13 protein-coding genes and 1 tRNA gene are annotated in these 12,249 nt (G+C 47.0%); 9 read left to right on the top strand and 5 right to left on the bottom strand.

Annotated features, from left to right (window positions below; genetic code table 11):
* Position 1: 1 nt before the first annotated feature.
* Complete coding sequence (locus tag M988_RS12205) at positions 2-742, top strand: helix-turn-helix transcriptional regulator (protein WP_061060186.1); 741 nt, start codon at positions 2-4, stop codon at positions 740-742.
* Here M988_RS12205 and M988_RS12210 read toward each other — a convergent pair.
* Positions 723-1,373 (bottom strand): acyl-homoserine-lactone synthase, encoded by a 651-nt coding sequence (locus tag M988_RS12210; RefSeq protein WP_004095615.1) that lies wholly within the window; start codon positions 1,371-1,373, stop codon positions 723-725. The genes M988_RS12205 and M988_RS12210 overlap by 20 nt on opposite strands.
* A gap of 474 nt (positions 1,374-1,847) precedes the next feature.
* Positions 1,848-1,935 (bottom strand) — tRNA-Ser (locus tag M988_RS12215).
* Positions 1,936-2,205: 270 nt separating this feature from the next.
* Here M988_RS12215 and yccA point away from each other — a divergent pair.
* Together yccA and tusE are read left to right on the top strand one after the other, a co-directional pair.
* Positions 2,206-2,868 carry an FtsH protease modulator YccA gene (yccA, locus tag M988_RS12220; protein WP_008813056.1) on the top strand — a complete coding sequence of 221 codons (663 nt, stop codon included), beginning with the start codon at positions 2,206-2,208 and terminating at the stop codon, positions 2,866-2,868.
* 163 nt (positions 2,869-3,031) lie between these two features.
* On the top strand, positions 3,032-3,361 hold the full coding sequence (gene tusE / locus M988_RS12225; protein WP_008813055.1) for a sulfurtransferase TusE: 330 nt from the start codon (positions 3,032-3,034) through the stop codon (positions 3,359-3,361).
* Here the strand turns inward: tusE and yccX are convergent, their stop codons facing one another.
* Positions 3,362-3,640 carry an acylphosphatase gene (gene yccX, locus M988_RS12230; protein WP_008813054.1) on the bottom strand — a complete coding sequence of 93 codons (279 nt, stop codon included), beginning with the start codon at positions 3,638-3,640 and terminating at the stop codon, positions 3,362-3,364.
* A gap of 109 nt (positions 3,641-3,749) precedes the next feature.
* On the opposite strand from yccX, the gene rlmI reads away from it, so the two are divergent.
* Both rlmI and hspQ read left to right on the top strand, forming a co-directional pair.
* Positions 3,750-4,943, top strand: coding sequence for a 23S rRNA (cytosine(1962)-C(5))-methyltransferase RlmI (rlmI, locus tag M988_RS12235; protein ID WP_004095627.1), 1,194 nt, complete (start codon positions 3,750-3,752; stop codon positions 4,941-4,943).
* 168 nt (positions 4,944-5,111) lie between these two features.
* Complete coding sequence (gene hspQ, locus M988_RS12240) at positions 5,112-5,432, top strand: heat shock protein HspQ (protein WP_008813053.1); 321 nt, start codon at positions 5,112-5,114, stop codon at positions 5,430-5,432.
* A gap of 69 nt (positions 5,433-5,501) precedes the next feature.
* On the opposite strand, the gene M988_RS12245 is transcribed toward hspQ, so the two are convergent.
* A complete protein-coding gene (locus M988_RS12245; RefSeq protein WP_008813052.1) occupies positions 5,502-5,918 on the bottom strand; it encodes a CoA-binding protein in 417 nt (138 codons plus the stop codon).
* A 191-nt stretch (positions 5,919-6,109) separates the two neighbouring features.
* On the opposite strand from M988_RS12245, the gene M988_RS12250 reads away from it, so the two are divergent.
* Together M988_RS12250 and M988_RS12255 are read left to right on the top strand one after the other, a co-directional pair.
* Complete coding sequence (locus M988_RS12250; RefSeq protein WP_020303842.1) at positions 6,110-6,619, top strand: YccT family protein; 510 nt, start codon at positions 6,110-6,112, stop codon at positions 6,617-6,619.
* A gap of 104 nt (positions 6,620-6,723) precedes the next feature.
* Positions 6,724-7,182 (top strand): methylglyoxal synthase, encoded by a 459-nt coding sequence (locus M988_RS12255; protein WP_004095643.1) that lies wholly within the window; start codon positions 6,724-6,726, stop codon positions 7,180-7,182.
* Positions 7,183-7,275: 93 nt separating this feature from the next.
* Here M988_RS12255 and helD read toward each other — a convergent pair whose 3' ends face one another.
* Positions 7,276-9,330 (bottom strand): DNA helicase IV, encoded by a 2,055-nt coding sequence (gene helD, locus M988_RS12260; protein WP_039188758.1) that lies wholly within the window; start codon positions 9,328-9,330, stop codon positions 7,276-7,278.
* 307 nt (positions 9,331-9,637) lie between these two features.
* Between helD and M988_RS12265 the strand changes: the two genes are divergently transcribed.
* Both M988_RS12265 and yccS read left to right on the top strand, forming a co-directional pair.
* Complete coding sequence (locus M988_RS12265) at positions 9,638-10,084, top strand: YccF domain-containing protein (protein WP_008813049.1); 447 nt, start codon at positions 9,638-9,640, stop codon at positions 10,082-10,084.
* A gap of 11 nt (positions 10,085-10,095) precedes the next feature.
* Positions 10,096-12,231: a YccS family putative transporter gene (gene yccS / locus M988_RS12270; RefSeq protein WP_039188760.1), complete on the top strand. Its 2,136-nt coding sequence runs from the start codon at positions 10,096-10,098 to the stop codon at positions 12,229-12,231.
* The last annotated feature ends 18 nt before the right edge of the window (positions 12,232-12,249 follow it).

Genomic DNA, 12,249 nt, shown 5'->3' on the forward strand with positions numbered 1-12,249 from the left:
TATGTTTTCTATTTTCAATAAAAATCAGATAATAACGGAAACGCTTCGTGATTATATCGATAGAAAACTGTCCCAGTTTGGTAGCCCTGAGTACGCTTACACCGTCGTCAATAAGAAAAACCCGTCAAAACTGCTTATCATCTCAAGCTATCCTGATGAATGGGTAAACCTGTACATTGCGAATAACCTGCAGCACATTGACCCGGTGATCCTGACCGCGTTTAAACGCACGTCCCCTTTCGTGTGGGATGAGAACATCACGTTGATGTCTGACCTCAAGGTCTCAAAGATTTTCTCTTTATCCAAGAAATACAACATCGCCAACGGCTATACTTTCGTCCTGCACGATCATCTCAACAATCTGGCACTACTATCATTAATTATTGATAGCAATATGAAAGCGAATCTGGAAGAGCAGTTCTCTTCAGAGAAAGGCAACTTACAGATGTTACTCATTGAGATTAATGAGCAAATGTATCGGCTCGTGCAGTCAGTTTCGGAAGATAAGGATGGTTCAGAGATGGGCGTAAGCAAAGCAACGTTTACAGCCAGAGAACATGAAGTACTTTACTGGGCGAGTATGGGGAAAACTTACGCGGAGATCGCCACAATCATTGGTATTTCAGTAAGAACGGTTAAATTTCACATGGGCAACGTGGTAAGTAAATTGGGTGTGAGTAACGCCCGTCAGGCGATCAGGCTGGGCGTTGAACTCGAACTGATTACACCAATGCAGTCTTAATTACCGCCACTGACATCGGCCAGTGCTCAAATTCAGGCAGTGAACAACCTTCAAATGCATTAATTTTTGTCGCCATTTTCGCCTGACTATCAGAGTCCGTAGGCAAATAGAGAAGATAAATCCTTTCCTCCTCACTCAAATATGCCTCTTTAAGTACCCTCACCTGCCAGCCACTACGCTTTAGTATTGTCAGCATAGCGCGGCTAACAATCGTATAAATGCCGTTTAAGTTATATTGACGAGCGTAGTTGATCATCGCCAGAAAAAGAACCTGACTAACAGGATATCTCTCCCCCAGCAAATCTCGAGCGCGACTTTTGTCGACAAAGAATCGGCTTGATTCCACTTCACCGGCTGGCAATGAGACATCATGAAAACAAGAGTGGAAGGTATGAGTAATCATATTTGGCAGTTCGAGCGGCACAAAACGAACACTGCAAATCAACTGCCCTTCATACAGACCCAAGATATAGCGCGTGTTTGGATTATCAAACTCATCAAACTCCATACCGCGGTTGCAAACGACATCCCAACCTAGTCGATCGCTGAAAGTTTTTTTTCTCAGTCGATAAAGTTCATCCGAACGCACTCCATTTAGTTCATCATAACTGACATCAAATAGTTCAAGCATTCCATCACCTTGATTACATATTGGTAACTATTCATATTGTCTACAGTTGCTCTAAACTGCCCCGCGCTATTGTACAATTTTTCTGGATTGAATGAAGCAAAGCCATCATAGGATGAGACAAGTCTCTAGGTATTGATAACGTTCGCACAGAGTGAAAAAAGGACATTACTCGCGTCTAATCTACGCCAGACACGCTTTTATTCTGTGAGTTAGCGTGAAGTGCGTTATAAGTTGTTGTGCTAATAAATTCAGCCACCTTAAATTTGGCATTTACAGCGACTAAAGATTTTTGAAATGGAAAGTGTTGATTAGGGAATTAATAACCATCAGCGGCATTATGAGGGGGATATACAGAATCGGATGATACGCGCTATCAGAAACGTCTTCAGGACTGCGAACCGCTTTAAGATATCTAGCGTGAGGCATATAAAGTAAAAGGCCGATAACATTACTGTTATCGGCCTTTCTAAATTTTGGCGGAGGAGTAGAGATTCGAACTCTAGGAGCTGTTACACTCGACGGTTTTCAAGACCGCTGCCTTAAACCACTCAGCCACTCCTCCGCAACGGGACGAACTATAACGGCGTTAGAATTTCTTGTAAAGCACGAGAATGCTCAAGTGATGATAAAATCACCAAACCAGCGATTGTTTGTTTTATTTTTCAACGTAATGATGAAAACATCAACGGATTATCGTTTTGCCTGTAGATACTTTCGCGAGGTAATCAAAGTAAAGAAGGGTAAAACGCCTTTCGCGTACGTAGCCTCCTCTCTATTATTTTGCTCTAGATCAATAATTTTCCGTTGATTACTGACAAAAGAGAAAAATTCTATGGACCGTATTGTTGTTTCCAGCTCCTCTTCGCGCGACTCTTTGCTGAGCACGCATAAAGTGTTGCGCAATACTTATTTCTTGCTGGCACTGACGCTGGCATTCTCGGCGTTAACGGCCACTGCAAGCACTGTGTTGATGCTGCCAGCGCCAGGCCTGTTATTAATGCTGGTGGGATTCTATGGTTTGATGTTCCTGACCTATCGCTTGGCCGATCGCCCAGCGGGCATTCTCGCCGTGTTCGCGCTAACCGGTTTTATGGGCTACACGCTAGGTCCAATTCTGAGCTCCTTTATTGCTAGCGGCGCAGGTGATTTGATTATGCTGGCGTTAGGCGGCACAGCAGCCGTATTCTTCTGCTGCTCAGCTTATGTGCTGACCACACGCAAAGATATGTCATTCCTGTCAGGCATGATGATGGCTGGTTTCGTGATTCTGCTGGTTGCGGTTATCGCTAACCTGTTCTTACAAATTCCAGCGCTATCGCTGGCCATTAGCGCCCTGTTTATTTTGTTCTCCACCGGCGCCATTCTGTGGGAAACCAGCAATATCATTCATGGCGGCGAAACTAACTACATCCGAGCCACTGTTGGCCTGTACGTTTCTCTGTACAACCTGTTTATCAGCTTGTTGAGCATTCTCGGTTTCGCTCGTAGTAACTAATTCAGCATAGCTGGATATGTACCACCTGTTTTACCCAACGCAAATGTGCCCCGCTAACAGCGGGGCTTTCTTTTATCTAGATGTAATCTAGCAGCCCTTTTGCTGCCAGACCTTCCCTTGAGTTACAATAGCCGCTGATTTGTCGATAAGAGATATTTGTCTAATGTTAGAATTTGCTGGCCGCCAGATTGAAACGGATGCTCAGGGCTATCTGCTTAACAGCGCTGATTGGAGCGAAGATCTCGTTCCGCTACTGGCCACAGAAGAAGGTCTTGAATTGAGCGAAGCCCATTGGGAAGTCGTACGATTCGTGCGCGAGTTTTATCTAGAATTTAATACCTCACCGGCTATTCGTATGCTGGTTAAAGCGATGACGCAAAAGTATGGCGAAGAGAAAGGAAACAGCCGTTATCTTTACCGCCTGTTTCCCAAAGGCCCAGCCAAACAAGCCACCAAGCTCGCGGGTTTACCGAAACCGGTGAAATGCATTTGATCAGTATTTGATTTTAAACTGAGTAAAATGCGCTAACGGGCGCGGTTCTAAGAGTACCTGATCGACTCTGGCACCGCGTGGCCCTCCTTGCTTTAGCCAATCAACCAGCTGCTGTACCACGTCAGATTCGCCTTCAGCAACAACCTCAACCCGACCGTCATCCATATTATAGGCGTAGCCAGTAAGCCCTAACTCCCGAGCCTGACGCTGGGTGTTATAACGAAATCCAACGCCCTGTACGCTTCCAGCCACATAAGCCGCAATACTGACTCTTGACATAATCCCCCCTCATGAAGCCTAGGTAATCTGGATATTTGCTTTTCTTGTCCCATAACCGGACAATGTCGCACCTTTTTGTCTGATTCATCATAGATCATAGAAAACTAACATGACCGCACGTTTATTTCTTGCCAAAGGACGCGAAAAGTCCTTACTCCGCCGCCATCCATGGGTATTCTCCGGTGCCGTAACCCGCGTTGAAGGGAATGCTGTATCAGGAGAAACCATCGACGTTTGCGATTTTCAGGGGAAATGGCTGGCTCGCGCAGCTTTCTCTCCTCAGTCTCAAATCCGTGCGCGCGTTTGGACATTTGATCAGCAGGAAAGCGTGGATCGTGATTTCTTCATCAACCGCCTTCAAACCGCTCAGCAGTGGCGCACCTTGCTTGCCAAGCGTGATGACCTGACTGGGTATCGCCTGATCGCTGGTGAATCCGATGGTATGCCTGGCATCACCATCGACCGCTTCCAAAACTTTATCGTGCTGCAACTGTTGTCTGCAGGTGCGGAATATCAGCGTGCCAATCTGGTTGCTGCATTGCAGCACTGCTATCCAGAATGCGCGATCTACGATCGTTCTGACGTCGCCGTACGTAAAAAAGAGGGATTACCTCTGACCCAAGGCTCCGTTGTCGGAGAAGAACCACCTGCACTGCTCCCCATTCGTGAGCATGGCATGCAAATTCTGGTTGATATCAAAGAAGGCCACAAAACCGGCTTTTATCTCGATCAGCGCGACAGCCGTTTGGCCGCACGTCGTTTTGCAGCCAATGCAAAAGTACTGAATTGCTTCTCTTATACCGGTGCCTTCGCTGTTTCAGCCCTGATGGGCGGCTGTGAGCATGTGATTAGCGTCGATACATCGCAGGCTGCGCTTGATGTCGCACGCCAAAACGTTGAACTCAACCAGTTAGATTTGAGTAAAGCCGAATTCGTTCGCGACGATGTATTTCAACTATTACGCAAATATCGTGATGAGGGACGTAAATTTGACCTCATTATTATGGATCCGCCAAAGTTCGTAGAGAACAAAAGCCAGCTCGCGGGTGCATGTCGCGGTTATAAAGATATTAATATGCTTGCACTCAACCTGCTAAGCAGCGGCGGTATTTTGCTAAGCTTCTCTTGTTCGGGATTGATGCCGATTGAACTGTTCCAGAAAATTTTGGCGGATGCCGCACTAGATGCTGGCCGTGATGTACAATTTATAGAGCAGTACCGTCAGGCCGCCGATCACCCTGTGATTGCGTCATACCCTGAAGGACTGTATCTGAAAGGCTTTGCTTGCCGAGTCATCGGCTAATCCAACACCATTGAAGCTATTGGCATCGTTTGCAACAGCTTCAAGTTTCAGGGAAAGCTTGAAACGTTTGTCTACGCCCACATATTTATACGCATGATTGGATTTTTTAAGCCGTATAGTGCGGTTGATAATGAAAGGGATAGAGCAACGTTTTCTCAGGAGGTCAGTATGATTACCAGCAAATTTGGCATTGGACAGCAGGTACGCCACAAACTCTTAGGCTCTTTGGGTGTGGTAATAGATATTGACCCTGAATATTCACTGGAAGTCGCGCCAGACGCCGATGAGCTGGGGGCAAATGAACATTTGCGCCATATGCCTTGGTATCATGTCGTGATGGAAAACGAAGAGGGTGAAGCGGTGCATACCTATCTCGCAGAAGCACAGCTTGATGGGGAAAATACCGATGCTCATCCAGAACAACCGTCGATGGATGACTTAGCCGAATCTATACGCCACCAGCTTCAGGCGCCTCGCCTGAGAAACTAGCCCCCTCGTAACGAAAAAGCCCAGTTTTCTGGGCTTTTTGCTATTCATCAACAGAACTCGATTGAAGAGTTATGCTTTCTCTAGACCCAAACGCGGAATATCGATTTTAGGGCAACGATCCATAACGACTTTCAGCCCCGCCTCGGTAGCTAACTTTTCAGCCTCTTCGTTGATCACGCCTAGCTGTAACCAAAGTACCTTCGCCTTAATGGCAATAGCCTCTTCTGCAACCCCGAACGCCGCCTCAGAATTTCTGAAAACATCAACCATATCAATTGGCTGTGGTATATCCGCTAAGGTAGCATACACTTTTTGCTCTAACAGTTTTTGACCGGCCAGCTTTGGGCTTACCGGAATAACCTGATACCCTTGCGAGAGTAAATAAGCCATAACGCCATAGCTTGCGCGGTGAGGCTTATCGCTGGCGCCAACTAGCGCAATACTCTTCACCTGCTGCAAGATGGTTTTAATTTCTTGTTCGGTCATGTTGAGCTCCAATGATTGCTAATAGAATATTGGGCCAGAAATGGCATCCCAATAATGCCTTTAAGATAGCCCCTAGACGACATTTGACCATAATTGGCTAACATGTAAGTAAGTATTAATAATAAAATACTTTGACACACCATACCGGCTACTGAACAATGCTCTTCGCACAGTCTAAAGTTGAGGCTTTCATGATATATCGCGTTTTACAGACAGGTGCGTTGCTATTTTTGCTCAGCCAGTCCGTTTTTGCCACCACCTTGAAATTTGGTTCAGATATTGAACTACTCGCCGTTGATGGTCAGCAGTTACCCAGCGCTCTATTTAAGAGTGCCGATAGTCTTGAGCTTAGTGGCGGAGTGCATCAAATTCTCTTTCGTGTCGAGAAAATGGTTCCAGCCGCTGGGCCAAATCAGCGCATGTTTACGTCTGTTCCCTTGGTGGTGGTGTTTGACGTGCGCGACTATACGTCGATAAACATTAAGCTGCCAAAACTGAATAATGAGCATGACGTTAAAGCGTTCGAGAAAAACCTCAGCTTTGACTTGCTGAATAATCGCGGTAATAGCGTCGAATACAAATCGGATGTCCTCCATGTCAGCCAGCCTCTTTTAGCTAACTATGAGCAGGCCATACAACGCTATAATTCGTCAAACGCCACAGCAGCCCTTCCCGAGCTCATAAAAAAAACCTCGAAGTGATGAATTAATCATCAGGTAGCGATTTTTTTTGCGTCCAGTCTGATTATGGTGAACAACCTTATTGTATTGTATGTGGATTCATATGATTTGCTAAGGGCTTAGACATGGAACTCACCACCCGCACGATTGCCAAAAAAAAACATATTGCGCTTGTTGCTCACGATCACTGTAAACAGGCGCTGCTAAGCTGGGTGCAAGCAAACCGAGAGTTGCTGGCACAACATCAGCTATCAGCAACGGGCACCACCGGTAATTTGATTCAACGCGCCACCGGAATTCCAGTCAACAGCATGCTTAGCGGCCCAATGGGTGGAGACCAGCAGGTAGGTTCACTGATTTCTGAAGGAAAAATCGATATGCTGATTTTCTTCTGGGATCCTCTCAACGCCGTTCCCCACGATCCTGATGTGAAAGCGTTGCTGCGCTTGGCAACCGTTTGGAATATCCCCGTAGCCAACAACCGCTCTACGGCCGATTTCCTGATTAGCTCACCGATGTTTAACGAAGAAGTCGAAATCGCTATCCCTGACTATCAGCGCTATTTGGCCGATCGATTGAAGTAGTATAAAACCACAAAGAAGACACAAAAATGGGGACCTCAGTCCCCATTAGTTTATCCCCGTCACGCTTCACGTTTTGGGTATATAGGATCTATTTTATGGTTTACGTTGCACCGCTACGCCGAGTCGTTTTAGCTGGTCGACAAACACCGAAGGATTATCCGTATCCTGCAATAGCCACACCTGATGGCGGGCTCGCGTTAATGCGACGTACAACAAACGGCGCTCCTCAGCATCGGGGAAATCTTCACTTTGCGGCAGCAATACCTGCTCAATCACCGACTCTCCCGTCGTTGCAGGGAATCCATCTTTTCCATCCTGCAATCCTAAGATAATCACATAATCAGCCTGCTGCCCTTTACTACCATGAATAGTCATAAAATCAATGGTCAGCTTAGGCCAACGGGTTGCGGCTTTATCGAGGATTTCAGGCTTGAGATAACGATAACGCGCCAAGATCAGAATGCGTTCCTCTGGCTTAACATACCCACTGAGTTTATTGAGCAAGTCTTCCAACCGCTCCTGAGGTAGAATCGTTACCGCTTTTTTCGGGCCTTCAGACAAGCTGTTAAGCGATTTACGCAGTTGATGAGGATTTTGCTGGATAAAGCCATTCGCAATTTCCCCGATCCTTCGATTGAAGCGATAAGTTGTATCAAGCTCTCGCCGATCGCTATCGCCAAAATGCTGCGTAAACGCCGTCGTGAGCGATAATTCTGCCCCGCTGAAACGGTAAATAGCCTGCCAATCATCACCGACGGCAAACAGATTAGTACGCGAATTCTGTTTGCGTAACGCTTCTAGCAGGCGTGCACGCTGTGGAGAGATATCTTGGAATTCATCAACCAGAATATGCTTCCACGGGCTAATAAATCGTCCTTTATCCAGAACAGCAATCGCTTGTTGGATTAACCCTGGAAAATCTACCGCGCCTTCATCCTTCAGCGCTGATTTCCATGCTTTCAACAACGGTGACATCAGGCGAATGCGTTTTTGGAACAGATCGCGTATCTCTTCCGGCGCATCTTCAATCATCTGCGACTGTGAACCGCCGTGCTCACGCATCAGGCTAACCCAACGCTCAAGCTTAGGCGCTAAACGCATCGCCAACTTTTTATCCTGCCAATAGTTTTCTTCTTCAACCTGCCATTCCAGATCTTCGGTCAACCACTGACGCCACCCTTTGGCCTGTGCTTTCTTTGCCGAACACTCTTGCTGCCATGCTTTGACGAGTAATTTTTGTCTAGCCTGAGCGTCCCCTTCCAGCTTGCTAATATGGGTGGTTTTTTTGCCACTATGATTAATGATCTGTAACGCTAGAGCATGGAAAGTTTTCGCCTGAATATCTTCGGTATGCAAACGTTCCTGAATGCGGTCGTTCATCTCTTCGGCTGCCTTACGGCCAAAAGCCAGTAGCAAAATCTGTTCTGGAGTAGCCTCTTTGCGCAGCAATAACCACCCAGCACGCGCCACTAGCACCGATGTTTTACCGCTACCCGCTCCCGCCAGCACCAACACGCCATTTTCACCATTCACCACGGCCTGAGCTTGAGAGGCATTCAGCGGCTGGCTTTCTACTTGTTCAAAGAAAGCGGCGTGCTCTTCAAGCATGCGTTTTGTCCATTGTTGATTACGTTCATCAACCATTCTCAGCCCGTAATTCAACCACTTAAGGCAATAACGGTAGCGATCGCGACAGGAATCAAACTCTTCGAGGCGCTGCTGCGGTAGCGGAATAGCCTCAAAGCAGCTTTCGATCATAGTGCGAATCTCTTTCAATTCGCTGCGTTTAAGCCAGCGATCTTGCGCATTAAGACTCTCAAGTTCTTCCACTTGAGCAGCGAGTACGTCAGCGCTAATTTGCGCCATTTCCTCACTCCATGCCTGCCAACTCTGCTGCAGATGCTGATAAAAGCGTTGAGTCTCTTGCCAGTCAGTGCCATGCAGGCGAACGACTTTCTCCTCTGGCAGCTCAAACTCCAGCTCGCCCCACACAATACCGCGCTTACAGTGGATGGCAACCAACTGATTAAATGGAATTAAATATTCATGGCGATCGCCGCTCACCTCAACGCCCGCGTTCAAAAGCCTCACGCGGTTATAAGGATGCTGAGCCAAATGCTGGCCCATTTTGGTTGCTCTCAGTTCCATTGTTTCGCCATCATTTTTCACTCTTTGATATCACTATACCCAAAATAGTTGAAGTTGCATCAAGACGACAAGTAAACACCTAGCATCATCAAGGCTGATGCAGCTTCAAGTATGAAATAAGTTTACCTATGTTCGCACTGCATACCTAGGATCTGGGTCATTGCATCAATCTTTATTGAAATAAGACAAATGGGTTTTTACCTCTTTTATTCTACGGTTATTGCAGATGAATATCAGAGTGGCTCAAAACAAGGTAAACTCAGCATGTTAAATATCGCTAATGGTTTCATTTAGGTGACTGAGAACTATGAGAACTGTACTAAACATCCTTAATTTCGTGCTGGGTGGTTTTTTCACCACGCTAGGCTGGTTATTAGCCACTCTCGTCAGCATTATTTTAATTTTCACCTTACCGTTAACGCGTTCCTGCTGGGAGATAACCAAGCTGTCATTAGTCCCGTTTGGTAATGAAGCGGTGCACGTCGATGATTTATATCCTGATCGGAAAAACACACTGCTCACTACCGGTGGAACGCTGTTGAATATCGTGTGGTTTATTTTATTTGGCTGGTGGCTTTGCCTTTCGCATATTGCCGCGGGTATTGTGCAATGCGTGACGATCATTGGTATTCCTGTTGGTATTGCTAATTTTAAAATTGCGGCTATTGCCTTGTGGCCAGTGGGTCGCCGAGTGGTACCTGTCGAAGTGGCACAGCAAATGCGCGTGACCAACGCGAGTCGTCGTTTTAAATAAAGGGTCGTAACGTGCTCTCTTTTGCACCAGGATTAAAGCGCTACGCATACAGTAGCGCTCTGCTGTATAACTTTCGTATCTTTATCGCACTGGCGGGTGCTGCCGGAGTGCCATGGTTTATCGGTGAGCCACGGCTTACGATTCCGCTTACGCTGGGCGTAGTGGCTGCGGCACTGACCGATTTAGACGATCGACTCGTTGGTCGCTTGCGTAATTTAGCCATTACCCTCACCTGCTTTTTTATTGCCTCTGCCTCCATTGAGCTGTTATTTCCCTATCCGTGGCTGTTTGCTATCGGTTTGATGGTATCAACCGTAGGATTTATTCTGCTAGGTGCCTTGGGACAACGCTATGCGACCATTGCATTTGGCGCACTACTGATCGCTATTTACACCATGCTAGGTACATCGATGTATCACATCTGGTACCAGCAGCCACTCCTCCTGATAATCGGTGCAGTGTGGTACAACGTGCTAACGCTGATGGGGCATCTCATTTTTCCCATCCGCCCATTGCAAGAGTCTTTGGCGCGAAGCTACAGCCAGCTAGCCGTTTATCTCGATGCCAAATCCAACCTCTTCGATCCCGATCAGGAAGGGAATTTCAATCAACCACTGATTGATGTGGCTATGGCTAACAGTAATCTGGTCACCACGCTCAACCAAACCAAAGCATCATTGCTCACGCGTTTGAAAGGTGACCGCGGCCAACGCGGAACTCGGCGTACTCTGCACTACTATTTCGTCGCTCAAGACATTCATGAACGGGCCAGTTCGTCCCACTTCCAGTACCAGCAACTCAGCGAAATGTTTCGCTATAGTGATGTACTGTTTCGCTTTCAGCGTCTATTAATGCTTCAAGCCCGCGCTTGTGCTCAGCTATCGCAGTCCATTTTGTTGCAGCAGAAATATCAGCATGACCTACGCTTTGAGCGTGTTTTCACCCACTTGGAAGCCACATTACAACGTATTGCTGCTCAGCATGGCCATCAGCATATTCTGGTGAAATCACTGTTTAACCTGCTGCTGAACCTCAAAGCCATTGATGCCCAATTGGCCAATATAGAATCCGAACAGTCACTCGCAACCGAACGTGAAGAAGAGAATACGCTGTCTGACGATCGTATCAGCGGTTGGAACGACATGAAGCTGCGCATCAGTCGTCATCTGACGCCACAATCAGCTCTCTTCCGCCATGCGATCCGCATGTCGATAGTTTTAGGTGTGGGTTATGGCTTTATTCAATTTACCGGTTTAAACCACGGCTACTGGATTTTGCTCACCAGCCTTTTTGTCTGTCAGCCAAACTATAACGCGACCAAGAGACGGCTCGCACTTCGTGTCGTGGGCACTCTCGCGGGTGTATTGCTGGGCCTACCCATTCTTTATTTTGTCCCCTCCCTTGAAGGACAAATGGTGTTAATCGTAATCAGCGGCGTTTTATTCTTTGCATTCCGCAACGTGCAATATGCCCATGCCACTATGTTTATCACCCTACTGGTTTTGCTGTGCTTCAATCTGCTTGGGGAAGGTTTTGAAGTTGCTGGGCCAAGAGTGTTCGATACATTGGTCGGCTGTGCTATTGCGTGGGCGGCAGTGACCTTTATCTGGCCTGATTGGAAATTCCGTGCGCTGCCTGCCGTAGTGCAAAAAACGCTGAATGCTGATTGTCGCTACCTCGATGCAATCCTAGTGCAATATCATCAGGGTAAATCAAACGCTCTAGATTATCGTGTTGCACGCCGTGATGCGCATAATTGCGATGCTGAACTCGCTTCTGTCATCTCAAATATGTCAGCCGAACCGAAAAACAATGCCCAAACTCAGGAATCGGCATTTCGTCTGCTATGTCTCAACCATACCTTGCTGAGCTACATTTCAGCGCTAGGTGCGCATCGCGATCGGTTGGATAACGCGGAAGTTTTGAGCATGCTTGATGATGCTGCCTGCTACATGGATGATGCACTTAATTATGACAGTAGCATCGCGGAACGCACCGAAGAGGCCATTCAGAAGCTAAAGCATCGTCTTACCGAGTACTCATCCCCCTCAGATAACACTGAACAGCTTGTTGTTCAGCAAATCAGCTTAATGATGGGGGTACTGCCTGAACTAATGCAACTCAAGCAGGGGCTGATGACAAGCTGAAGCACTGTGTCATACGTA

It is taken from the genome of Hafnia paralvei ATCC 29927, from assembly GCF_001655005.1.
GTDB classification, from domain to species: Bacteria; Pseudomonadota; Gammaproteobacteria; order Enterobacterales; family Enterobacteriaceae; genus Hafnia; species Hafnia paralvei.

Coding starts and splice junctions, on each gene's coding strand:
- rlmI (WP_004095627.1), top strand. CDS start 3,750: ATGACCGCACGTTTATTTCTTGCCAAAGGACGCGAAAAGTCCTTACTC.
- M988_RS12210 (WP_004095615.1), bottom strand. CDS start 1,373: ATGCTTGAACTATTTGATGTCAGTTATGATGAACTAAATGGAGTGCGT.
- M988_RS12250 (WP_020303842.1), top strand. CDS start 6,110: ATGATATATCGCGTTTTACAGACAGGTGCGTTGCTATTTTTGCTCAGC.
- M988_RS12245 (WP_008813052.1), bottom strand. CDS start 5,918: ATGACCGAACAAGAAATTAAAACCATCTTGCAGCAGGTGAAGAGTATT.
- yccA (WP_008813056.1), top strand. CDS start 2,206: ATGGACCGTATTGTTGTTTCCAGCTCCTCTTCGCGCGACTCTTTGCTG.
- tusE (WP_008813055.1), top strand. CDS start 3,032: ATGTTAGAATTTGCTGGCCGCCAGATTGAAACGGATGCTCAGGGCTAT.
- M988_RS12265 (WP_008813049.1), top strand. CDS start 9,638: ATGAGAACTGTACTAAACATCCTTAATTTCGTGCTGGGTGGTTTTTTC.
- M988_RS12255 (WP_004095643.1), top strand. CDS start 6,724: ATGGAACTCACCACCCGCACGATTGCCAAAAAAAAACATATTGCGCTT.
- yccX (WP_008813054.1), bottom strand. CDS start 3,640: ATGTCAAGAGTCAGTATTGCGGCTTATGTGGCTGGAAGCGTACAGGGC.
- M988_RS12205 (WP_061060186.1), top strand. CDS start 2: ATGTTTTCTATTTTCAATAAAAATCAGATAATAACGGAAACGCTTCGT.
- hspQ (WP_008813053.1), top strand. CDS start 5,112: ATGATTACCAGCAAATTTGGCATTGGACAGCAGGTACGCCACAAACTC.
- helD (WP_039188758.1), bottom strand. CDS start 9,330: ATGGAACTGAGAGCAACCAAAATGGGCCAGCATTTGGCTCAGCATCCT.